At 43.6% G+C, this 21,780-nt stretch carries 25 protein-coding genes; 23 read left to right on the top strand and 2 right to left on the bottom strand.

Going from position 1 to position 21,780, the window contains the following annotated elements; genetic code table 11:
• Positions 1–13 precede the first annotated feature (13 nt).
• The 3 genes from MHI12_RS22885 to MHI12_RS22875 are packed head-to-tail and all read left to right on the top strand — an operon-like array spanning position 14 to position 1,194.
• Positions 14–163, top strand: a complete 150-nt coding sequence (locus MHI12_RS22885; protein ID WP_164783341.1) for a hypothetical protein — start codon at positions 14–16, stop codon at positions 161–163.
• 17 nt (positions 164–180) lie between these two features.
• Complete coding sequence (locus tag MHI12_RS22880; protein ID WP_405170436.1) at positions 181–630, top strand: NUDIX pyrophosphatase; 450 nt, start codon at positions 181–183, stop codon at positions 628–630.
• A 36-nt stretch (positions 631–666) separates the two neighbouring features.
• Positions 667–1,194: a DinB family protein gene (locus tag MHI12_RS22875; RefSeq protein WP_405170435.1), complete on the top strand. Its 528-nt coding sequence runs from the start codon at positions 667–669 to the stop codon at positions 1,192–1,194.
• A gap of 66 nt (positions 1,195–1,260) precedes the next feature.
• On the opposite strand, the gene MHI12_RS22870 is transcribed toward MHI12_RS22875, so the two are convergent.
• Positions 1,261–2,166, bottom strand: coding sequence for an ArsR/SmtB family transcription factor (locus tag MHI12_RS22870; RefSeq protein ID WP_405170434.1), 906 nt, complete (start codon positions 2,164–2,166; stop codon positions 1,261–1,263).
• A 179-nt stretch (positions 2,167–2,345) separates the two neighbouring features.
• Between MHI12_RS22870 and MHI12_RS22865 the strand changes: the two genes are divergently transcribed.
• From MHI12_RS22865 to MHI12_RS22810, 12 genes are all read left to right on the top strand, one after another.
• Positions 2,346–3,836, top strand: coding sequence for a glycoside hydrolase family 43 protein (locus tag MHI12_RS22865; RefSeq protein WP_405170433.1), 1,491 nt, complete (start codon positions 2,346–2,348; stop codon positions 3,834–3,836).
• A gap of 206 nt (positions 3,837–4,042) precedes the next feature.
• Positions 4,043–4,588 (top strand): GrpB family protein, encoded by a 546-nt coding sequence (locus tag MHI12_RS22860; protein WP_341008507.1) that lies wholly within the window; start codon positions 4,043–4,045, stop codon positions 4,586–4,588.
• A gap of 62 nt (positions 4,589–4,650) precedes the next feature.
• Positions 4,651–5,052: a hypothetical protein gene (locus MHI12_RS22855; protein ID WP_405170432.1), complete on the top strand. Its 402-nt coding sequence runs from the start codon at positions 4,651–4,653 to the stop codon at positions 5,050–5,052.
• A 30-nt stretch (positions 5,053–5,082) separates the two neighbouring features.
• On the top strand, positions 5,083–5,604 hold the full coding sequence (locus tag MHI12_RS22850) for a cysteine hydrolase family protein (RefSeq protein WP_405170431.1): 522 nt from the start codon (positions 5,083–5,085) through the stop codon (positions 5,602–5,604).
• A gap of 47 nt (positions 5,605–5,651) precedes the next feature.
• On the top strand, positions 5,652–6,086 hold the full coding sequence (locus tag MHI12_RS22845) for a hypothetical protein (protein WP_405170430.1): 435 nt from the start codon (positions 5,652–5,654) through the stop codon (positions 6,084–6,086).
• Positions 6,087–6,584: 498 nt separating this feature from the next.
• Positions 6,585–7,121, top strand: a complete 537-nt coding sequence (locus tag MHI12_RS22840) for a GNAT family N-acetyltransferase (protein WP_405170429.1) — start codon at positions 6,585–6,587, stop codon at positions 7,119–7,121.
• Between the two features lie 30 nt (positions 7,122–7,151).
• The gene (locus MHI12_RS22835) at positions 7,152–7,631 is read left to right on the top strand and encodes a DinB family protein (protein WP_405170428.1); all 480 of its coding nucleotides are present in this window, start codon (positions 7,152–7,154) and stop codon (positions 7,629–7,631) included.
• A gap of 39 nt (positions 7,632–7,670) precedes the next feature.
• The gene (locus tag MHI12_RS22830; protein ID WP_405170427.1) at positions 7,671–8,543 is read left to right on the top strand and encodes an aminoglycoside phosphotransferase family protein; all 873 of its coding nucleotides are present in this window, start codon (positions 7,671–7,673) and stop codon (positions 8,541–8,543) included.
• A gap of 131 nt (positions 8,544–8,674) precedes the next feature.
• Positions 8,675–9,022, top strand: coding sequence for a hypothetical protein (locus MHI12_RS22825; RefSeq protein ID WP_405170426.1), 348 nt, complete (start codon positions 8,675–8,677; stop codon positions 9,020–9,022).
• A gap of 239 nt (positions 9,023–9,261) precedes the next feature.
• A complete protein-coding gene (locus tag MHI12_RS22820; RefSeq protein ID WP_405170425.1) occupies positions 9,262–10,263 on the top strand; it encodes an endo-1,4-beta-xylanase in 1,002 nt (333 codons plus the stop codon).
• 203 nt (positions 10,264–10,466) lie between these two features.
• A complete protein-coding gene (locus MHI12_RS22815) occupies positions 10,467–10,637 on the top strand; it encodes a hypothetical protein (protein WP_017686928.1) in 171 nt (56 codons plus the stop codon).
• A gap of 166 nt (positions 10,638–10,803) precedes the next feature.
• Positions 10,804–11,622 carry a purine-nucleoside phosphorylase gene (locus MHI12_RS22810; RefSeq protein ID WP_036617166.1) on the top strand — a complete coding sequence of 273 codons (819 nt, stop codon included), beginning with the start codon at positions 10,804–10,806 and terminating at the stop codon, positions 11,620–11,622.
• A gap of 119 nt (positions 11,623–11,741) precedes the next feature.
• Here MHI12_RS22810 and MHI12_RS22805 read toward each other — a convergent pair whose 3' ends face one another.
• Positions 11,742–12,818, bottom strand: a complete 1,077-nt coding sequence (locus MHI12_RS22805) for a LacI family DNA-binding transcriptional regulator (RefSeq protein ID WP_405170424.1) — start codon at positions 12,816–12,818, stop codon at positions 11,742–11,744.
• 540 nt (positions 12,819–13,358) lie between these two features.
• Here MHI12_RS22805 and MHI12_RS22800 point away from each other — a divergent pair.
• The 8 genes from MHI12_RS22800 to MHI12_RS22765 all read left to right on the top strand — a co-directional run bounded on the left by MHI12_RS22800 (position 13,359) and on the right by MHI12_RS22765 (position 21,732).
• Positions 13,359–14,219: a sugar ABC transporter permease gene (locus MHI12_RS22800; RefSeq protein WP_223200008.1), complete on the top strand. Its 861-nt coding sequence runs from the start codon at positions 13,359–13,361 to the stop codon at positions 14,217–14,219.
• A gap of 16 nt (positions 14,220–14,235) precedes the next feature.
• Positions 14,236–15,117 carry a carbohydrate ABC transporter permease gene (locus MHI12_RS22795; protein WP_036617174.1) on the top strand — a complete coding sequence of 294 codons (882 nt, stop codon included), beginning with the start codon at positions 14,236–14,238 and terminating at the stop codon, positions 15,115–15,117.
• Between the two features lie 55 nt (positions 15,118–15,172).
• Positions 15,173–16,780: an ABC transporter substrate-binding protein gene (locus MHI12_RS22790; RefSeq protein ID WP_405170423.1), complete on the top strand. Its 1,608-nt coding sequence runs from the start codon at positions 15,173–15,175 to the stop codon at positions 16,778–16,780.
• A gap of 25 nt (positions 16,781–16,805) precedes the next feature.
• Positions 16,806–18,278, top strand: a complete 1,473-nt coding sequence (locus MHI12_RS22785; RefSeq protein WP_405170422.1) for a glycoside hydrolase family 32 protein — start codon at positions 16,806–16,808, stop codon at positions 18,276–18,278.
• Between the two features lie 28 nt (positions 18,279–18,306).
• Complete coding sequence (locus MHI12_RS22780; RefSeq protein ID WP_341008496.1) at positions 18,307–19,206, top strand: ROK family protein; 900 nt, start codon at positions 18,307–18,309, stop codon at positions 19,204–19,206.
• Between the two features lie 242 nt (positions 19,207–19,448).
• Positions 19,449–19,886 carry a GNAT family N-acetyltransferase gene (locus MHI12_RS22775; protein WP_405170421.1) on the top strand — a complete coding sequence of 146 codons (438 nt, stop codon included), beginning with the start codon at positions 19,449–19,451 and terminating at the stop codon, positions 19,884–19,886.
• A gap of 275 nt (positions 19,887–20,161) precedes the next feature.
• Positions 20,162–20,443, top strand: coding sequence for an acyl carrier protein (locus tag MHI12_RS22770; RefSeq protein WP_076252870.1), 282 nt, complete (start codon positions 20,162–20,164; stop codon positions 20,441–20,443).
• Positions 20,444–20,535: 92 nt separating this feature from the next.
• Positions 20,536–21,732, top strand: a complete 1,197-nt coding sequence (locus tag MHI12_RS22765) for an acyl-CoA dehydrogenase family protein (RefSeq protein ID WP_047843977.1) — start codon at positions 20,536–20,538, stop codon at positions 21,730–21,732.
• Positions 21,733–21,780 lie beyond the last annotated feature (48 nt).

The raw sequence follows: 21,780 nt of genomic DNA, 5'->3' as shown, positions 1-21,780 counted from the left end.
AGGAGAGATGTACATGGGAATGATCATTATGTTGGTGGTGTATCTGTTCCTCGGTATTTATGTTGTGAAAGTTGGAATAGATAACTCAAAAAATAGCCAGCACACCAAAGAAATATTATCAGAGTTAAGGGAGATTAAGGAACTGTTAAAAGAACGAGGCTAAAGAGGAGGGATGTACTTGTGTCTCGAGCACCATTTCAAATATTAGTTTTTCCTTATATCAGGTTGAAAGATCCAAATGATTATGCATACGCTATCTTTCGAAGATCAAGAGAAGGTTACTGGCAGGGCATAGCTGGGGGAGGGGAAGATGAAGAAAAACCATTAGAAGCAGCTATGAGAGAAGCATTTGAAGAGGCGGGAATCCCCTTAAATAGTAAATACAGGAGTCTTAATTCAAGATCGACTCACTCCGTGGTAGATGTGGTTGGTTATTTTATGTGGGGATCTGATACATTTGTTATTCCTGAGTATTGCTTTGGAGTAGAACTAGATGAAATGGATCTGTCTTTATCCAATGAGCACTCAGAATATAAATGGGTGGCTTATGAAGAAGCTCGTGAAATACTTAAATGGGATAGTAATAGAGTAGCAATCTGGGAATTGAATCAAAGACTGATCAGAGAGTAATTGAAATAGACATGTACTCAAGCGAGGTGGATGACTTTGATTTACGATTTACAAGGTGAAGCCAATATGGAGCCTATTGTTGGAATGTTATTTTCCGCAGTAACAGAGAATAGTCAGCGACTTAAATCGATTACTGAGGGGATGTCGCAAGAAGAGGTAGATTACAAAGGGGAACAGAACCAGTTTAATAGTACAGCTCAATTAATACGACATATTACGTTTGTTGATATGAATTGGGTTTATAGAATAAAGGGATCTGTCCTTCCGCAGTCATTAATAGAGCAATATGGTCCCATGATTAATGAAAATAATAGACTTCCGCTGGTTCAAGATGTGTCACGTGACACACTTATCTCTCAATATGAGGGTGTATTAACCCTTCTGAATGAAACATGCACACAAGTAGCAGATGCTGACCTAGATCGATTAGTTACTTTTGGACATCAGAACGAAAAGCAAGCTACGGTACGTTGGGGATTATGGCATATGGCTGACCATAACCGTTATCATCAAGCTCATATTAATCAGCTAAGAAAGTGGTTCCGAACAAAGAATGATTGCTAACACATAGACAGGTAATTTTTCTAATGCCAGATCTGATGATATCACCACCTCCCCTCAGCGGTTACTTCAGATCTGAAGTACACGAATAACAATATCCTGATCATGGTTACCAAAACCGGCACCATAGATTGTTAATCCACCTACGTTGGGGCTTTCTTCGTCAACCGTAAAACGAAGCGTCCAGAACGGTTCGCTAAGCTTAATATCCGCAAGAGTAATATCCGACATCCGCTCACCATCCATATACGTACCGGAACCATCAATACGGATGGTCTTCAATAATCCATACTGATTCACATTGCGATGCCACCATTCTGGCGTATATTTGCCGCGTGCTGCTCTGCCAAAGTCGGCAGGGCTTGTCCACGTTCCAAGAGAAACGCCGTTGAAGGTGAAACGAATATCGGAAGGCCAATGATCTCGCAATCCCGGAGCTTCAGACGCCAGTTCCATCGAAATTTCAATAGCATCAGTTGTCTGATCCGGTAGTACAAAGTTAGGTGTTTTATATTCAACATAGCCCTTCCCAAACCACAAGATAGCAGCGTGTACACGCTCAGGATCAAGGAAGTAACGTGGATCATCCCATACGCCGATTTCTTTTTCAAGTGTTCCTAGCCCACAGGTAGGGTGAATATCAAAAGCAGTGTAGTGTCCAACGGCTATCGTCTGTTCTCTGGTTCGTGAAGTTTGGCTTGGGGATGGCAGCTCGATCTCAATATGATTTTGCTTGAGGTAACATAATTTGTGCGTCCCTCCGTTGATCCGAACTCGTCTGCTGCCAATTAGACCCGCATCCTCCAGTTTGCGAATATGCATCGTGACAATGGAGGGGCTAAGCTCTAATACTGCGGCAATATCCTTCACATTCATTTCGTGATCTGCAATCATATCCATGATTCTCCATCTGACTTCGCTTGCCAGCGCCTCATATAAAGGAAGGAACTGGGGCTCCCCATTTGCTTTGATCATCTGTACAACTCCCTACCCTCATCTTCTAAAATCACATATATATTAATTTAATAAAATTAACTCCAAGATGCAATCCAGATTCATTGCAAGTTTATACCCAATGGTGTTTAATTTTTGTAGTTGTTACAAAGTTGAATTCTTATATTTGTGAATTTTATGATAAGAGATGGAGTGGAGTAATGAAATACAATAACCCTGTTGTAAAAGGTTTTTATCCAGACCCTAGTGTGATTAAGGTGCACGATACCTACTATATGGTGTGTAGTTCTTTTCAATATTTTCCGGGCGTCCCGCTCTTTGAAAGCAAGGATTTGCTGAATTGGAAGCAGATTGGTCACTGCCTGACTCGTAAAAGCCAGATTCAGCTCGAGACGGTGAACAGCTCCGGGGGTGTATTTGCACCAACGATCAGGCATAATGACGGGCGTTTTTATATGGTCACAACCAACGATACAACGCATCAGAATTTCTATGTCTGGACGGACGATATCTACGGAGAATGGTCTGAGCCTATCGAGGTGGATCAAGGCGGGATTGATCCGGATTTGTATTTTGAAGATGGAAAAACCTTGTTTATGAGTAATGGCGTGGATGATGAAGGCGTTGGCGGAATTGTCCAGTGTGAAATTGAGATTGAAACTGGGCGCAAACTGACCCCAAGTCGGTCGATATGGAACGGAACAGGTGGACGATATCTGGAAAGTCCGCATCTCTATAAAATGAACGGTTATTATTACCTGCTTGCAGCTGAGGGCGGTACGGAGTATGGTCACATGGTTACGTATGCTCGGGGAACTTCTTCTTCAGGTCCATTTGAAGCTTATGCGCACAATCCGGTTCTAACCAACCGCAATCTGGGAGGTTATGAGTTGCAAGGTGTGGGTCATGGTGACCTGGTTCAGGATGATTTGGGAAACTGGTGGCTCTTTCACCTGGGATTCCGACAGATCGGCAGATGGGCTACGTACCATCATCTGGGCCGTGAAGTATTTCTGACTCCAATTACGTTTGGTGAAAGCGGATGGTTTACAGCCGGGCATGAAGGAACAACGCTGACGAGTTTTGAGACTAATCGTATTCCCGATACGGTGATCCAGCAGGATAAGAAGAATTATACGTTTGCAAATACAGACTGGAACCTCGACTGGTGTTACCTTCGTCATCCAAATACAGAGCATTATCAGCTTGAATCAGATAAGCTTACGCTAACAGGAACCGATGTAACACTGGACGTTCCGGCATCCCCGACGTTCATCGGGCTACGTCAAAAAGACTTTAATGCAACAATTTCAGTCGATGTCAGTCTGACGAGTGGAGAAGCCGGGATCACGATCTACATGGATGAGAATCATCATTATGAAGTGGCTATTTGTGGGCAGCAGGGCGGTTATAAGGTAATCGAGCGCCTGAATATCGGTGTTATCAAATCGATAGAACAAGAGGTAGATCTGGGAAATAAACAGCATGCAACGCTGGTGATCCGCTCAAGTCAGGAACGTTACAGTTTCCTGTTCCAAGCAGATGGTGAAGAGATTCTGCTGGGCACGGCACAGACGAGATACCTATCATCGGAGGTGGCAGGAGGTTTTACAGGCGTACTTATTGGGTTATACGCGAGTGGGCAAAATGCTTCGGCTGAGTTTACAAATTTCAAGTGTGACTATCATTGAGAAGTTAAGGGGAGGGCCTAAGGGTCCTTCTCTTTTTTTTAATTTGTGTCAAAATATAGATATATTAATAAATGCCAATAGAGATTTAACTTGGAAAAAGCTCCTGTTATCTATATGGCATCACTAAATAATCTACATGTAACAAAAGGGTAAAAGAACGTGTTATTTAATTATAAAGCTTGATTGGATAACCAAGGAGGAGTTGTATGGAGGATCAATGGAGAATCGCAAAGTATGACCCGGCATGGCGTGATTTGTTTCTCGAAACCGGTTCGAAATTAAGAGAAGCGTTAGGAAAAAAGGCCGTGCGGATTGACCATGTTGGGTCCACTTCAATTGTTGGAATAGATGCCAAACCCATCATAGATATACAAATATCTGTTTCCCAGTATGAGAATCTGTTGGACTACAAACATGAGATCGAAACAGTCGGATTTGTATTCAGAGCAGAAAATCCAGATAAGACTAAACGTTACTTTCGTGAAGAACCCGGAAACAGAAGGATACATATACACGTTAGACAGGCAGGCAGTTTCTCCGAGCAGATGACCTTGCTGTTCAGAGACTATTTAAGGGAGCACCCAGAAGATTGTTTGAGATATGCAGAAGAAAAGCACAGACTCATGTCACTGTATAAAGATGAGCGTCCCAAATATGTTGAAGGAAAAGGGCCAACGGTGTGGAGGATATTACAGAGAGCACATAGTTGGTCTCAAGAAATCGGATGGCAACCGGCAAAATCTGATGTATGAGCACATCCAATGAATAGAGATAACTTACTTGGAGTGATGAGATGAACATGGGAAGAAAGCTAATGACAACGCTTCTAACCATCATTTGTTTTACTTTGGCTGCAAGTCTCATATCGATGAATGAATCGTACAGTTTTGATTTTTACATTCTTATTTATCTGGTATACGCGACTCCCTTAATCCTGTTGATCGGGCTACCTTTATCGATATTGCTAGACTATCTGCTCAGCCGAATACAATTCCCTAATCAAGTGTTGTATCTAAGTACGAGGATATTAGGCTATGCATGTGCTGGAGTTTTAGGCATGTATATTTATTATATGGTCATGGGCGCAGGAGAAGCAATCTTGGATTTCAAAGAGACATTAGTTCTGACCTTATTTGGCGTTCTTGCCGCTATCCTATTTGTACTGATTGATATGGGGTTGGAAGTTTTGTTAAAGGTACGAAGAAGAAAGAGTTGAATTAAATTGATTTGTCAGGAGGAAAGCAAAATGACAACGCATTGTGCACTTCTAATCATTGACGTACAGGTAGCGATGTTTGATGAAGCAGATCCCGTATATCAGGGGGAACGATTGCTTCAGAAGATCCAGGTGTTAATTGCCAGGGCCCGTGAAGCAGGGCATTCCATCATATATATCCAACACTGCGAAGGGGCAGGCAGTCCACTGGAACGAGGAACACCGGGGGGGGACATCCATCCGTCCATTGCACCTATAGCTGGTGACTTCGTTATCGAAAAAGAGACACCGGATTCGTTTCACAAAACCGATCTGCATCTGAAATTGCAAGAAGATGGCGTGACGGAGTTGATTCTCGCGGGTATGCAGACTGAGGTATGTGTAGACACGACTTGCCGCAGAGCGTACAGTCTGGGTTACACGGTCAATCTGGTTCAAGATGCGCACAGCACATGGAATTCAAAGACGCTTCAAGCAGAGCAGATTATTGCACATCACAATACGGTACTGAGACTGTTTGCCAACGTGGTGGATACGGAGAATGCGCTGTAATGCTAGGAAAACGTAGGCGATTCTGGTTTTTCATAGGTGCGGCAATCATGTTTCTGTATTTTCTAATCACGAGTAACCCTGATCCAAATAAGCCGATTTCAAGAAATCAAGTGATAAGCACAGAGATGAACATAGTTGTGTACACCAGGACAGGCGACGGTGGAGCACACGTTAGCATTGACAATGTTACGTTAAGTAAAGAAGACATTAGCCGTATAGTCGGCTGGCTGAATGCAGCCCCGAAATCAGCCAAAATACCAGTAGATGATGTCACAGGAAGCATTAGTGCGGGAATTGTCCTAAGATTAAAGCATAACGCTGAAATTACAATTCAATACAATCGGAAACAGATTATTGTATCCACAAAAAGCAGATTTAATAGAGATTCGAAATATATACTTGATCAAAAGGACTTAAGAGACTTTATGGATCAAAAGTTGGAAGGGACATATTTTGGTGAAGATACCGTTAGTGTTGAATAAGGGGGAGATGTATTGACGATTAACAAAAGAATAATGAATCTATCAGCCTGGCTTGCTGTATTAGCCATCCTATGTATACCTGGAACTTTACATACTGAAGATGGACCGCTCCGAACAGAGTATGGTTTCCCGCTCCGATTCTTTACGGATTATCATTATGCTAATTCTGAGGGAACAATCTGGTTTATATCTGGCATCTATTTAAATGTACTTCTATATTTGTTCAATGTCCTGTTTATTTATGCAGGAATTCATGTGATCTTATATATAAAAAAGAAATTAACTAAATAAATTGAACTGAATATTTACACGAAACGGAGAGGACACAAAGGACCTGAAGAAGCGAAGTGTCCGTCTTTATCCCCGGAGTTTTTCATTATAAAATGAATCAAAAAAATCTGGGGATAACAGCGATCGGAAGGTTGTTCTGTCATCGGAGTGGTAAGTGTAAATATTCAATAGTTTAATTTATATAGATATAAAGGTGGAGTGATTACGATGAAACAACTTCCAGTAGAATGGAAGTCAGACCGACTTATTGTCTCGAATGTGAAAGAATCCGATATTCCTGAACTTGAGTCCATATATGAGACCAGTCGGTACTTGCATCAATGGGATGGACAAGAGCATGATCGGAATTATGTGAAAGAATGTTTTGAAGAAGGCCACCTTCCGCCGGGAGGCAGGCTGGAGAATTATCGAATTCAATCCATTCGCACGAATGAGGATGACCGCTATATTGGTTTGTTAAGTGTATACCATGGGTATCCCTCCGAGGATTCGATCTATCTGGAATTTCTATATATCCAGAGCGAGATCCAGAAGCAGGGATATGGACAAGAATTAATTCAGGCGCTAACTCTGCATTGTTCCGAACTTGGTTACAAGGAAATTCGAATCAACGTGTCACTCAAAAATTGGCCTGCATTACGCTTCTGGATCAAATCCGAATTTAATCAAATTAGTAGTATTTATGGTGATCTTGAACATTCGGATGATACCTTTGCCAATACAGAATTGATCAAATCTCTCTAAAAAACATAGTCGATAAAGGGGAATATACCAATGGAAACATTCTTTCGTTATAACTGGATGGTGCGTGAGCAATGGTATGTATGGTGTGAAGATGTGCCGCTTGAAGAATTGCTTTGGCCTCGCACGGGCGGAGTAGGCAACATATTACAAACGTTATTTCATATCATTGATGTAGAGTGGAGCTGGCTTCAGTTGCTTCAGGGCAAACCGGATGATGCAGAAGATTTTGCAAACTACCAGAATCTTGAGGCAGTAAGGCGACTCGATCGCAAGTTACGTCCTGATGTGGAGGCATTGGTTACAGCATGGGATTCGAGTATGGAAAAAAGAGCTTTTATTGATCATCGCTCAGCTGGCAAGGCCAGTACATATTCATGGGGAGAAGTTATGCGACATGTGATCGCCCATGAGATTCACCATATGGGACAGCTGTCGGTATGGGCCAGAGAATTGGACAAACAGCCAGTATCCGCCAATGTCATTGGCAAAGGCCTGATTATACCTGAATAATCGGAGAGGCGGTCATATCATGAAAGAAGGAGGAGAACGATGACGATTCAACTTAGCCAGGTGAATTGGGTAGAACTGGATGAACGTATTCAGCAGGTGATGGAACAGGAGTATCAGATCATTCCCTTGCCACCCGGACTGGAAGCAACTGTGATGAGAATCGAAATGGAAGATCAGCGGTACGTATTGAAAGTTTGGGACAAGGATTCTAAACCGGATATCGCCAAACAATATCGACTATTGTCCAAGCTTTATCAAAGTGGAATTTGTGTTTCCAAACCCTACGGTTGGGGATTAGACGAGCAAGAGAATCAAGTGCTGTTAACGAGTTATGATGGAGAGCGGATTACCCAATTAACACAAACCAAACTGGCACATTTGGCTGAGCGATTAAAGGAGGTCCATCGTTATCCGGTGAATGAAGTGGGTACTGGAGAAGATGAAGAATACATATTCAGGTACGATTTTGTTCAATACTTTTTTCCTCAAATTGAGTTACATGACGATATAAATGATCTTCTGGCAAACTTGATCCAGCAGGTCCAGATCAGACAGGACCGCTTGATTCATGGCGATTATAATCTGGGAAACATTCTTGAGATGGACGACCATTACACCATCATCGATTGGACTAATGGGCAGTATGGTGATCCAAGGTACGATATGGCATGGTCTGTTTTTCTGATCACAATCTATAATGGGGAAAGTTATGGCGAGATGTATCACGCTCAATTTGCACGCTCTGCAAGTTATACGTACACGCTGGAAGAGGAGCAGGTTTTTGAAGCTGTAGCTTGTCTTCGCTGGATTCTGTTAAAGCGCGTTGGGAATGTACCCATGGGGCCAAATGTAATGGAACGGGTTCACAGCATGGCTGTCCATAATCCATATTTGAATGAAAATCTGCTGTAATCGTAATACGGGGACAATGACGACAGTATACGATTAAGTAATAGAAAGACCACTTTTTCCAAATAAAATAAACAGCCAGTCCTAAACTAGCGATCCTCGCATACCTATGATAGTAGAGGAGCGTGATCGATATGGAGCAGAAAGTGCAAATCTACTTTGACCTGAAGCAGCAGCAAAAAGATATTGAGCAGCAGTTGTATGTACTACGAGATGAGATTGTTGCGTATTGTGCGGAACAAGGGGTGTATCAGACGCAGGTTGGTGGTTACAACGTGAAAACAGTGCTTCAGAACCGGAAGGAATACGATGATCAGAAACTGTATGCTTCTCTTCCAGACCCGGACATCTGGCGATTGTTATCCAAGGTAGACAGCCATAAGCTGAAAAGCCTGATTAAGCTGAACATTCTGTCCGAGGAGCAAATTAACCCGGCATGCACTGTGAAACAGGTGACTTTGTTACAGGTAGACAAGCTGTAACGCTTCATACCCTCTTTGTACATGAGTTGAATTTAACTGAACAGCCCGATCACAAAACACCTTCCGAGAAATGTTCTGTTTAGATGAGCAGTGGAACAAACATGGAGGTGTTTTTGTTGTGCAAACAGGGCCGAGGATCATAAATAGTTAAATATGAGGGGGAAGAAGTATAATTTGTTCATTGTAAGCGTATTCAACAAACGATATGATGAGTAAAAATGGGCAGGGAGGAATTGTAAATGCCAACCGAAATTCCATCACTACATGCTGCGTACGCTAATACGTTCAAAATAGGTGCTGCTGTACATACCAGAATGTTGCAGTCCGAAGCGGATTTCATCGCCAAACACTTCAATAGTATCACGGCTGAAAACCAGATGAAATTTGAAGAAATTCACCCGGAAGAGGATCGTTATACATTTGAGGCGGCGGATAAAATTGTTGATTTTGCTGTTGCCCAAGGGATTGGGGTTCGCGGACATACCTTGGTCTGGCATAATCAAACATCGAAATGGGTCTTCGAGGATACCTCAGGTGCTCCCGCTTCCAGAGAGCTGCTATTATCTCGCTTGAAGCAACATATTGATACGGTAGTAGGTCGGTATAAGGGGCAAATATATGCGTGGGATGTCGTCAATGAAGCTGTTGAAGATAAGACCGACCTGTTCATGCGGGACACGAAGTGGTTAGAGCTGGTGGGGGAAGATTATTTGCTGCAAGCGTTCAGTATGGCTCATGAAGCTGATCCAAATGCCCTTCTTTTCTATAATGACTACAATGAGACGGATCCGGTCAAACGGGAGAAGATCTACAATCTGGTTCGGTCTTTGCTGGACAAGGGGGCGCCTGTACACGGGATTGGTTTGCAGGGGCATTGGAATATTCATGGTCCTTCGATTGAGGAGATCCGAATGGCTATTGAGCGTTATGCTTCACTGGATGTGCAGTTGCATGTTACGGAGCTGGATATGTCCGTGTTTCGTTATGAGGATCGTCGAACGGACCTCACCGCGCCAACTTCAGAGATGGCTGAGCTACAGGAGCGTCGATATGAGGAAATCTTCAATTTGTTCCGTGAGTATAAATCATCCATTACCTCTGTGACGTTCTGGGGAGTAGCGGACAATTATACCTGGCTCGACCATTTCCCGGTTCGTGGGCGCAAAAATTGGCCCTTTGTTTTTGATCAGCAGTTGCAGCCAAAGGAATCATTTTGGCGTATCATTAACCCTATGTCCTGAACATCAGATAAGTGGAGAGAATCGGTCACGATGTGGCCGATTTTTTGCTGTACTCAATATAGATTGTACAGTACGACCATCTCGTGCATGATTGAGGCGTTGATTTGTGTGGATGATAAGTATATGGTTTTTTATGGAAGTTTATGATAGGGTAAAAGAAAGGCAATCTCGAACAATATTCTTTTCCGAAATGAGTTGAGAAGATGGATCGCACCCGCAATTATCTGTTAATATTTGCAGGAAACTTGGTCGCTGCGTATTATATCTTTGAAGAAGGTACTTTTGCCAAACCGCTGATGTTTGCAACATTCATGCTGTTACTGATCATGACAATCGATTACATGAAAAGTAGAAACAAATATACATTGGAATAGGGTATGTCCATGTTTTTAAACGATTCTGGAGCATAGGGTCGTTTTTTTTATTGTATATAGAACAGCTTCCATTTACATCATGACCATTGTTCATTACACTTGATGAGTAGCAACTCATTAACTCAGTTTTCGTTAACTCAATTCAGATCATCAGGAGGATATCATTATGCATCAATCCGCACATATTCAGGAAGCAAGAGATTACATATTAAACCGAATCCATACCAAACCTGCCGTAGGCATGATTCTGGGTTCTGGACTGGGAGCGCTCGCGGACGAGATTGAAAATGCGACCGTTATCCCGTATACAGATATTCCGTATTTCGCCCAATCGGAGGCTATCGGTCATGCCAATGAATTGGTTATTGGTGAACTGATGGGCAAAACGGTTGTAGCGATGAAAGGCCGCCTTCATTATTATGAAGGTTTTACATTGGACGAAGTGACTTTCCCCGTTCGTATCATGAAGGCGCTGGGTGTCGAGCAATTGCTTATCACCAATGCATGCGGAGCCATCAACACAAGCTTTGAACCGGGTCAACTAATGCTCATTACAGATCATATTAACCTGGTAGGCAATAACCCGTTGATGGGACCGAATAATGCTGAACTGGGTGTTCGTTTTCCAGACGTATCACAGGTATACAACCGCGAACTGCGCAGTATTGCCCTTAAGGTTGCAGAAGAGCAGAATGTTGGCCTGCAGCAAGGTGTCTATGCATGGTGGAGTGGCCCGGCATATGAGACACCAGCGGAGATTCGCATGATTCGTACGATGGGTGCGGATGCAGTGGGTATGTCCACGGTACCTGAAGCCATTGTTGCCATTCATGGCGGTATGAAGGTACTAGGCATTTCCTGTTTGACCAACATGGCATGTGGTATTCTGGATCAGCCGTTAAGTCATGATGAAGTTATTGAAGTGGCTGCGCAAGTGAAAACAACCTTTATCGGACTTGTGAAAGGCATTTTGAAAGAGATCTAATCGCGAGATGATTTTTTATCTAGGCCACGATGGATAGGATAGAGTTTTCATCCAGCCAAATCGAAACCACAAAAAAACGTATGTTTCACGAGTTGTTACTCGTGAGACATACGTTTTTTTTATTTTGCAGAACTATGAACCATCTGAGAATGATCGTCCATGATTGCTGGTGTGGACTCCCTGATGATGGGTTTGGTCACAATGTGGGAGACCTGATACGGCTGTGTCGGGCTATTAATCCGGGATAACAGCATCTCCGCAGTCTTAATGCCCATCTCATTGCTATAAATATGAACCGTTGTTAATGCTGGCTCAATAATTCGAGATTGGGGTGCATTATCGAATCCGCATATCGCAATATCCTGTGGCACAGCGACATTTCTGTCTTTTAACGCCCTGATCAGATCAACTGCTATAAAGTCATTAGCGCATACGTAAGCGGAAGGTAGGGAGGCCAGCTCTGCCACTCGCTGGTTCAACCATCCTGGCTTGGAGAAACACAGGCGATCATTATCTACGATGCAATGGGACAGGTCGACCTGCAACCCCGCCTCCAGCATAGCACGCTGATATCCAACCCATCGTTCATTAAAGCTCTTGCAGTGATTGTAATCTCCGACGAATCCAATACTTGTGTAGCCGCTCTCAATTAATTTTGTGGTTAACTGATAGATGCTATGTTCATTCTCCATGAGTAGCAGATCTGCTTGGAATTCGGGATAACATATGTTGGAAGCGCAATCGATAAAGATGGTGGGAATGCCCAGATCGGTAATCAGCTGTGTATATTCCAGATCAAATAATTCAATGCAAATGATGCCGTCTACTTTGGCTATATCAAAATTGTTGGGAAGTGTAAGTGCATCTTGATCGTCTTCACGCACGATGTGAATCGAGAGATTATATCCCTCCGCACTGATTCTTTTCTCCAAACCGCTGATTAACAACGAACCAAAGTGAGATGTATTAGGCAGGTTTTCAGTTAACAGGGCGATATTGCCCGGAGCCTTGGTTAGAACATGCTCATTTTCCATATAGGCAAACTGTTTATATTTAAGTTCAATTGCTTTTTTAATTACACGATTTCGGGTCTCATCCGGGATGTTTCCGCTATCATTTAATGCTTTGGAAGCCGTATTCCTGGAAATCCCCAAAGCATCAGCAATGTCTTGTATCGTGACTTTTTCCTTTGCCATCTAATGCTTCACCTCTAATCATCAATAGTTATCCATATTCTTCTCTAAGTCAAATGTATAATAGAACGGGACAAATAGCAATCTCTGTTTTACAAATGCACAATTGCATTTACATTTAGATAGTCGAATTCTATTTTCATAATTGTTCCAGAAGTTTTGTTAATTAGTGTAACAATGATAATCTATTACAGTAATGATATAGAAATATCTATGCGGGTATTAACGATTCAGTGCTGTATATATGCAAATTTAATCCTCTTTAGTTACATTAATGCAAAGATAAAATGATCAAATGCACAAATATTTTTTTACAAAACGTATTGACTAAATCTGTTGAAACCTGATAAATTGTAAATTATCAAATAGGCAATTGTAAATATTGAAAGCCCTTACTGAAAACAATTGTCAACTTCTAGAATGAACGGGGGTATCGTGTTGGATAACATAGCCGACAGCAAAAAGGGCGGAGGAAGGGTACTGAAAGTGAGGACGACAAGCGGTCATAGGTTACAGCAGCTCAAAAAAAATTACTTTTTATATATGTTGCTTGCACCGGCCTTAATTTTGACTCTTATCTTCAAGTACATTCCGATGTACGGAGCCATCATTGCGTTTAAGGATTTCAGTCCGATCAAAGGCATCATGGGAAGTGATTGGGTAGGACTGAAGCATTTCGAGAAATTTATAGCTTCACCCAATTTCGATATCATATTAATGAATACGCTTAAACTCAGCTTTTTGGGATTGATATTCAGTTTCCCGGTGCCCATTTTACTGGCACTCATGCTGAATCAGGTACGCAAAGCTGGCATCAAGAAAAATATTCAATTGTTTCTGTACGCACCCAATTTCATCTCGGTTGTTGTGGTTGTGGGTATGCTGTTCATCTTCCTCTCACCGACAGGGCCAATTAATCAATTAGCCACATGGATTACAGGTCAGCCGATCATGTTCATGTCTGAACCGGAATATTTCCGCTGGATCTACATTTTGTCCGATATCTGGACCGGAGCCGGCTGGGCTTCCATCATATACGTCGCGGCTTTGGCCAATGTTGATCCGGAGCTTCACAATGCGGCTAATCTGGATGGAGCTAATCTCCTTCAGCGTATTCGCCACATTGACCTTCCAACGATTCGTCCGATTATGGCCATCGTCTTTATCCTTGCAGCTGGCGGGATTATGTCCATTGGATTTGAGAAGGCCTATCTGATGCAGACGTCCATGAACCTGCCTTCCTCCGAGATTATTGCCACGTATGTCTACAAGGTGGGACTACAGTCTGGAGATTACGCTTATTCTGCGGCAGTTGGATTGTTCAACTCGGTTATCAATGTGATTCTGCTAGTAACGGTGAATCTGATCGTGAAGAAATTGAATGAAGGCGAAGGCCTCTATTAGGAAAGGAGTATTATCCATGGTTGTTAAACACACGGGAATGGATCGATTGATCCTCACACTCAATGCCATTTTTCTCACCTGTGCTGTACTGGTTGTGGTTGTTCCCCTGATTTATATTGTTATCGCCTCATTCATGGACCCCACGGTGTTACTGAATCGTGGACTGTCCTTTAATGTATCGGACTGGAGCCTGGACGGATATCAGATGATTTTGTCCAATCCAGCCATGATTCGGGGGTTTGCAAATGCGGTATTGTACTCGGTTTCCTTTGCACTGATCACCGTGACCGTATCCATATTTGCAGGTTATGCATTGTCGGATGATAGGCTCGCGGGACGTGGATTTTTCATGATTATCTTTATCATTACCATGTTCTTCGGCGGGGGATTAATCCCTACGTATCTACTCATACGTAATCTCGGCATGCTGGATACGGTGTGGGCGATCATCATCCCTGGAGCCGTTAACGTCTGGAACATCATTCTCTCCAGAACCTTTTTCAAAGGAGTCCCTCGAGAACTGAAAGAAGCTGCAAACGTGGATGGCGCTTCTGAGATGAAGATTTTCTTCCAGATCGTCATTCCGTTGTCGAAACCGATCATTTTTGTACTTGCGCTCTATGCGTTCGTTGGGCAATGGAATTCCTATTTTGATGCAATGATCTATCTCGATAATCCGAACCTGCATCCGTTACAGCTCGTTCTACGTTCCATTTTGATTCAGAATCAGGCTGCACCTGGCATGATCAGTGATCAACTCGCGATGGCAGAACTGAAACGGCTCTCCGAGATGATTAAATACTCAGCAATTGTCATTTCGAGTCTGCCACTCATCATCATGTATCCGTTCTTCCAGAAGTATTTCGAAAAAGGTGTCATGGTCGGTTCCCTCAAATAGTGAACAGCCTGCGATACAGTAAGTTGATCCAATCCAACTCATGGAGGTCATTATTATGAAAAAAGTGAACAAGTCCAGAAAAGCCGTTACAACGGCGTCCATTTCCATGTTATCTGCAATGCTCTTTCTAACCGCCTGTGGCGGGGGTGGAGGCGGCGCGGCTAGTGAGGCGCAATCCCCTGATGGCAAGGTGACATTGAATTTTATAACACAGAGCTCTCCACTGGCTCCCGCTGATCCAAACGACAAGTTGATTAACAAGCGACTCGAAGAGAAAACCAATGTGCATATCAACTGGAAGAACTATACGAGTGATGTCTTTGCAGAAAAAAGAAACCTAGCGGTTGCCAGCGGTGATTTGCCGGATGCCATTTTTGATGCAGGTTACGGGGACTATGATCTCCTGAAACTGGCGAAGGACGGGGCGATCATTCCACTTGAGGACATGATTGAACAACACATGCCCAATCTGAAAAAGGTGCTGGAGGAAGCTCCCGAATACAAGAGCATGATCACGGCTCCAGACGGACATATCTATTCATTCCCATGGATTGAAGAACTCGGAAGTGGCAAACAACGGATTCAGGCAGTGGATAACTTGCCCTGGATTAATGTGGAATGGCTGAACAAGCTTGGACTGAAGATGCCAACGACAACCGAAGAACTGAAAGAAGTATTGATCGCGTTCAAAACCCAAGATCCAAACGGTAACGGCAAGGCCGACGAAATTCCGTTGTCTTTCATTAATAAACCGGGCGGAGAAGATCTGACATTTCTCTTTGCGGCATTTGGACTCGGAGAGAACTGGGATCATACCGTGGTAACCAATGATGGGAAAGTGGTCTTCACGGCAGCTGAGGAAGGCTACAAGGAAGCGGTTAAATACATTCATGAACTGGTTCAGGAAGGACTCGTGGATGTGGAAGCGTATCAGCAGGATTGGAACACGTACCTGGCGAAAGGCAAGGATAATAAGTACGGCATGTACTTCACATGGGATAAGGCTAACATAACAGGCATGAATGATACGTATGATGTTCTGCCTCCGGTTGCCGGGCCTAACGGAGAGGTCAATGTCACAAGAACAAACGGGATTGGGCTTGATCGTGGTCGCATGGTTATTACCAGCAGCAATAAAAACCTGGAATCCACAGCCAAGTGGGTAGACCAATTGTACGATCCGCTCCAATCCGTACAGAACAACTGGGGTACCTATGGAGACGAGAGTCAGCAAAATATTTTTGAATTCGATGAAGCCAAAGGCATGCTGAAGCATCTTCCATTGGAAGGATCTGCACCTGTGGAACTCAGACAAAAAACCAGTATCGCAGGACCATTGGCCATTCTCGACAGTTATTATGACAAATACACAACCAAACCGGAAGATGCGGCTTGGCGGATGGAACTTCTCGACAAGGTTATGGTTCCGCATATGAAAGCGGAGAACGTATATCCAAGTGTGTTTTTCTCCATTGATGAACTGGATCGATTGTCCACGATTGAGACCGATCTCTTCGCCTACGTACTGCGTCTGCGTACAGAATGGTATCAAAACGGGAAAATAGATCAGGAATGGGATGCTTACTTGAAAGAGCTGGATCGCCTTGGATTGCAAGAATGGCTACAGATTAAACAAGCGGGATATGACCGTAATAACAAATAAAGAAAAGTACGGAGGAGAAACCATAATGTCGACAATTCTTAAACAAGATTACAGAAATGAATACCATTTTTCACCGAAAGAGAAGTGGATGAACGACCCGAACGGCATGGTGTTTTTCAATGGGGAGTATCACTTGTTCTATCAGTATCATCCGTTTGGTACCACATGGGGGCCGATGCATTGGGGTCACGCGGTAACCCGAGATCTCGTCACTTGGGAGGAACTTCCTGTAGCTCTGGCACCGGATCAACATGGCATGATCTTCTCCGGCAGTGCGGTGGTGGACTGGAACAATACTTCTGGATTTTTCGAAGATGAGCCGGGGTTGGTAGCCATTTTTACACATCATCTGGAAGTACCAAATGATCATCCTGTACAGCGTCAGAGTCTGGCGTATAGCAAAGACAACGGCAGAACCTGGACCAAATATGAGGGGAATCCGGTATTAACGCATGAGTCCTTTGTTGATTTCCGTGATCCCAAAGTGTTCTGGCATGAGCAGACCAAGGAATGGATTATGATTATCGCTTGTGGTCAAACGGTATGTCTGTACCGATCTCCCAATCTGAAGGATTGGACGCTAGGAAGTGAATTTGGCGAAGGGATAGGTTCACACGATGGCGTGTGGGAATGCCCGGACCTGTTCCCACTTGCAGTGGATGGAGATTCAGGGCAGGTGAAATGGGTGATGCTCGTTAGCATCGGTGCAGATCCTGCATTCATAGAAGGGTCCAGAACGCAATATTTTACCGGAGATTTTGATGGAAGTACATTTGTTCCAGATGAGGCATCCCATACGATTCGCTGGATTGATCATGGCCGGGATAACTATGCGGGAGTTAGTTGGTCTGACATTCCGGCTGAAGACGGAAGACGCCTGTTTATGGGGTGGATGAGCAACTGGATGTATGCCAATCAGACGCCAACCAATGATTATCGTGGAGCAATGACCATTGCCCGGGAGCTGTCACTGGAGACAAGATCCGGAGAAGTCATACTGATTCAACGTCCTGCACGTGAACTTGAGCAAGCACGTACGCCAGTATTGTCCCTACAGGATGCTTCGATTCAGCAAGTGAGTGAGCAGTTGAACGCTTTGCAACTAGTGAACTATGAGATCCATGCAGAGTGGGCTCAGGATCAGTCGTTCCATTTTGCCTTAAGAAGCGGAGCTGACAACGAAACGCTCGTTGGCGTAGACGCCAACCGAGGGGAAGTATATATCGATCGTAGTGGATCGGGTATCGGCGATTTTCATGAACATTTCCTGAGCCGCCATACAGCTGAGTTAAAAGATGTAAATGGGAATCAAAGTTTGCGTATCTTTGTAGATCATTCATCTGTGGAGGTATTTGCAAATGATGGTCAGGCCGTTATTACGGATCTGATCTATCCGGATGGGGATTCCAAGGGCATCTCTGCTCATTCCGAAAATACTGATCTGGTCTTCTCTTCACTTCATATCTATGAGATATCACCAACCAAGGCTACAGGTTAATTGTAATGAAGGAAAGGAGCCCAGAACGATGCGTATTGGAGCTATAGAAGCGGGCGGAACGAAGTTTGTATGTGGTGTAGGGAATGAGCATGGACAGATTGAAGATCGGATTAGCTTTCCAACAGAACATCCGGAGACCACTCTTGCCAAGGTGATCGACTATTTCAGGGATAAAGACGTGGAAGCCATAGGGATCGGCTCCTTTGGTCCGATTGATCTGCAACCGGATAGTCCCACCTATGGTTATATTACGACCACACCTAAGCCTGGGTGGGGAAACTGTAATGTGATTGGAACCTTGAAGCATGAATTTCCGGTTCCTTTTGGATGGGATACGGATGTGAATGCTGCCGCGCTCGGTGAAGTGACGTGGGGAGCAGCGCAAGGGCTGGATAACTGTGTATATTACACGATTGGCACAGGCGTTGGTGTCGGACTTGTGGCAGGGGGCCAACGAGTACACGGATTGTTACATCCCGAGGGTGGGCATATTCGCACAAGACGCCATCCAGACGATCACTTTGCCGGATTATGCCCGTATCATGGCGATTGCCTGGAGGGAATGGCTGCAGGACCAGCCATTGAAGCACGCTGGCAGATCCCTGGCAGTGAACTGCCGGCAGATCATCCGGCGTGGGAGATCGAATCCTTTTACATTGCGGAGTCGATTACTACGGCCATCTTGCTTCATTCACCGCAGAAGATCATCTTGGGTGGTGGTGTGATGCAGCAAGATCATCTGTTTCCTATGATCCGGGAGCAGGTAGTGCGGAATCTCAATGGTTATGTAAATGCTGCCCCAATCACGCAACATATCGACCAATACATTGTGCAGCCCGGATTGGGCCAGCATGCAGGCTTGTGTGGTGCGCTAGCATTGGGTCTGGAAGCATTACAACTTGCAGCACAAGCTTCACATGTTTCATAGTTTTCTATAGTAATCTACATCCCAGAAGGGATGGCTGCGGGTTCGCTTATTTCTATAAGCAAGACTGCACCGCCCTTTTTGGGCTTTTTTATTTTTTGCGGAGTTAAATAGTTTGAAAAAAATATTGCGTTCTAAAATCCGATGTTGCTCAAGTGCGCTGCCAAAGGTATGATTTTTAGTGTTCTATAGTGCGATAAGACATTCGGAAATTAACGTGTCTCTAATGGAAAGGAATTCAACCAATGAACCCAATAACAATGCGTCAAGCTGTACAGGCAGACCAAGAACAACTCGCTGATTTGCGAGCCTTGGTATTATACGATGATCTAACCAGACTGGGAAGGTACGATGATGTGAAGGTGCGTGAACGTTTCCGGAATACATTCGACCCTGCCCATACGCGGATTATTGAAGTGGAGGGTTCAATGGTAGGTTGTGTAGCGTTGAAGCCCAAGTCTGAGGCATATCTATTGGAACATTTCTATATACATCCCGATTATCAAGGCCAGAGAATAGGAACTCAGGTACTGAACATGCTGCTGGAACAGGATGAAGTTCAGGGGAAACGGATTATTTTAAATGTTTTGCAAGGAAGCCCTGCTCGGCGATTGTATGAACGGTTTGGATTTATATTGGACAGTGAAGATGAGGTCGATGTGTTTATGTCAAAGCACCTTTGAGAGAATGAATCCTTGTCGCAAGATAGGGATATCATCTCGAAGGTGGAAACCTATTAAATATTTGTGAATACATGGCAATAGTGATTGCTTGACTCAGGAAGATTATGATAGTATCGAAGTCAGAGAATATATGGAATATTTACAAAATGTAGGACTTTTTTTATTCCGATTCCTATACTCTTAGGCAAACGTTCGACCAGATTCTGATCACAGAAATGGTGTCACAAAAATGGATTTTCAAAGATTACATGTCTCATATGGAGGAGGAATCTTTTTTGCAAGAATATCCTGTGGCTTATGATCAGTTTGATATTCACTTCTATCAGGTCGTGGAAATGTTTTCTGAACAAAAGCTGGATGTAAGTGCGTTGGATGAGGATTTAAGAGTTCTTGGATTAAACTCCATTTCATTTATCAAACTGATCATTGCCTTGGAGAACGAATTCAATATTGAGATGGACGATGAGTATCTTGAATTGGAGAACTTCACAACATTGCAACATCTGAAAGACAGTTTGCGTAAGTGCATCAATTATGAGATTCCCAATGAGTCATAAAGGGAAAATGACGAAACAAGCTCATATCAGACAATCACAGCATCGAGTTCCGTTTATTGGACTTATAACCTCAAAATCAGGAGTGATATGTGATGAAAGTTGAACTGAATGCGGAGCAATTGATGTGGCAGGAACAATTCAAGGATTTTGTAGACAGCGAGATTATTCCATACGCTAGTTTAAACGACAGCGAAGAACGAATTCATCCGGAACTCCTTGCGAAAATAACTGAGGCTGGTTATCTGGGCTCCATGTTGCCAAAAGAATATGGCGGGATGGAACTGGACAATATCACTATCGGGATTCTTAACGAAGAGGTTGGACGTGGTTGCTCCTCTGTTAGAAGTTTGTTAACCGTTCAGGGGATGGTGGGTTTAGCGATCTTGCGTTGGGGAACGGAGCAACAAAGACAATACTGGTTGCCAGCATTAGCTACGGGAACAACTTTGGGTTCATTCGGATTGACAGAACCGAGTGTTGGAAGCGATGCCAAAAGCATTGAAACAACGGCCGTATTAGACGGAGACGAATACATACTTAACGGTCATAAAAAATGGATTACTATGGGGCAGCTTGCAGACGTATTTTTGATTCTTGCCCAATGTGAGAACAAGCCGACAGCGTTTATCGTGGAGAGAGATTCCATTGGGTTCAGCGTTGAACCTATGAGCGGGTTGCTTGGAGCGAGAGCATCAATGATTGCTGAACTGAAAATGGATTCTTGTCGTATTCCGAAGGAAAACCTCCTGGGTCAAGTTGGTACAGGGTTATCACATGTAGCTTTACCTTGTCTGGATTATGGAAGATACACGATCGCTTGTGGCTGTGTCGGTTTAGCCAAGGCATGTCTGGATGCATCAGTACATTATGCCAATTCCAGAATCCAATTCGGAAGAGCTATACGCGAGAATCAAATGATACAAAAAATGATCACTGAAATGTCAGTGAATATGAAAGCGGCACGGATGCTGTGTTACAGAGCAGGATATTTAAGAGATGTGGGTGATCCAGAGAGCATTATGGAAACTTGGACTGCCAAATATTTTGCTTCAACCATGGTGAATAAAGTTGCCAGTGATGCGGTGCAGATTCATGGTGCCAATGGTTGCCATCGAGACTATCCCGTAGAGAGATATTATCGGGATGCCCGAATCAATGAGATTATCGAAGGCACGACTCAAATGCATGAGATTTTAATCGCAACACAGGAGGTTGTAACACACCGCCGTGAAATGAGACGTTCAAATAAAGCGGAAAAAGTTAAGGATAGCGCGAATCGAAACGTTTAGATTTTGCATTGCAGGACCTAAGGAAGAGCCCTTTTTTTGCATTAGGCA

The organism is Paenibacillus sp. FSL H8-0280, assembly GCF_045040665.1.
GTDB classification, from domain to species: Bacteria; Bacillota; Bacilli; order Paenibacillales; family Paenibacillaceae; genus Paenibacillus; species Paenibacillus xylanexedens_A.
Note: the sequence above shows the minus strand (reverse complement) of the source record. Positions and strands in the feature narration are given on the sequence as shown.

Coding starts and splice junctions, on each gene's coding strand:
- MHI12_RS22855 (WP_405170432.1), top strand. CDS start 4,651: ATGACAACGCTTCTAACCATCATTTGTTTTACTTTGGCTGCAAGTCTC.
- MHI12_RS22840 (WP_405170429.1), top strand. CDS start 6,585: ATGAAACAACTTCCAGTAGAATGGAAGTCAGACCGACTTATTGTCTCG.
- MHI12_RS22805 (WP_405170424.1), bottom strand. CDS start 12,818: ATGGCAAAGGAAAAAGTCACGATACAAGACATTGCTGATGCTTTGGGG.
- MHI12_RS22795 (WP_036617174.1), top strand. CDS start 14,236: ATGGTTGTTAAACACACGGGAATGGATCGATTGATCCTCACACTCAAT.
- MHI12_RS22845 (WP_405170430.1), top strand. CDS start 5,652: ATGTTTCTGTATTTTCTAATCACGAGTAACCCTGATCCAAATAAGCCG.
- MHI12_RS22830 (WP_405170427.1), top strand. CDS start 7,671: ATGACGATTCAACTTAGCCAGGTGAATTGGGTAGAACTGGATGAACGT.
- MHI12_RS22810 (WP_036617166.1), top strand. CDS start 10,804: ATGCATCAATCCGCACATATTCAGGAAGCAAGAGATTACATATTAAAC.
- MHI12_RS22765 (WP_047843977.1), top strand. CDS start 20,536: ATGAAAGTTGAACTGAATGCGGAGCAATTGATGTGGCAGGAACAATTC.
- MHI12_RS22850 (WP_405170431.1), top strand. CDS start 5,083: ATGACAACGCATTGTGCACTTCTAATCATTGACGTACAGGTAGCGATG.
- MHI12_RS22780 (WP_341008496.1), top strand. CDS start 18,307: ATGCGTATTGGAGCTATAGAAGCGGGCGGAACGAAGTTTGTATGTGGT.
- MHI12_RS22820 (WP_405170425.1), top strand. CDS start 9,262: ATGCCAACCGAAATTCCATCACTACATGCTGCGTACGCTAATACGTTC.
- MHI12_RS22860 (WP_341008507.1), top strand. CDS start 4,043: ATGGAGGATCAATGGAGAATCGCAAAGTATGACCCGGCATGGCGTGAT.
- MHI12_RS22775 (WP_405170421.1), top strand. CDS start 19,449: ATGAACCCAATAACAATGCGTCAAGCTGTACAGGCAGACCAAGAACAA.
- MHI12_RS22815 (WP_017686928.1), top strand. CDS start 10,467: ATGGATCGCACCCGCAATTATCTGTTAATATTTGCAGGAAACTTGGTC.
- MHI12_RS22785 (WP_405170422.1), top strand. CDS start 16,806: ATGTCGACAATTCTTAAACAAGATTACAGAAATGAATACCATTTTTCA.
- MHI12_RS22825 (WP_405170426.1), top strand. CDS start 8,675: ATGGAGCAGAAAGTGCAAATCTACTTTGACCTGAAGCAGCAGCAAAAA.
- MHI12_RS22800 (WP_223200008.1), top strand. CDS start 13,359: ATGTTGCTTGCACCGGCCTTAATTTTGACTCTTATCTTCAAGTACATT.
- MHI12_RS22790 (WP_405170423.1), top strand. CDS start 15,173: ATGAAAAAAGTGAACAAGTCCAGAAAAGCCGTTACAACGGCGTCCATT.
- MHI12_RS22835 (WP_405170428.1), top strand. CDS start 7,152: ATGGAAACATTCTTTCGTTATAACTGGATGGTGCGTGAGCAATGGTAT.
- MHI12_RS22870 (WP_405170434.1), bottom strand. CDS start 2,166: ATGATCAAAGCAAATGGGGAGCCCCAGTTCCTTCCTTTATATGAGGCG.
- MHI12_RS22885 (WP_164783341.1), top strand. CDS start 14: ATGGGAATGATCATTATGTTGGTGGTGTATCTGTTCCTCGGTATTTAT.
- MHI12_RS22865 (WP_405170433.1), top strand. CDS start 2,346: ATGAAATACAATAACCCTGTTGTAAAAGGTTTTTATCCAGACCCTAGT.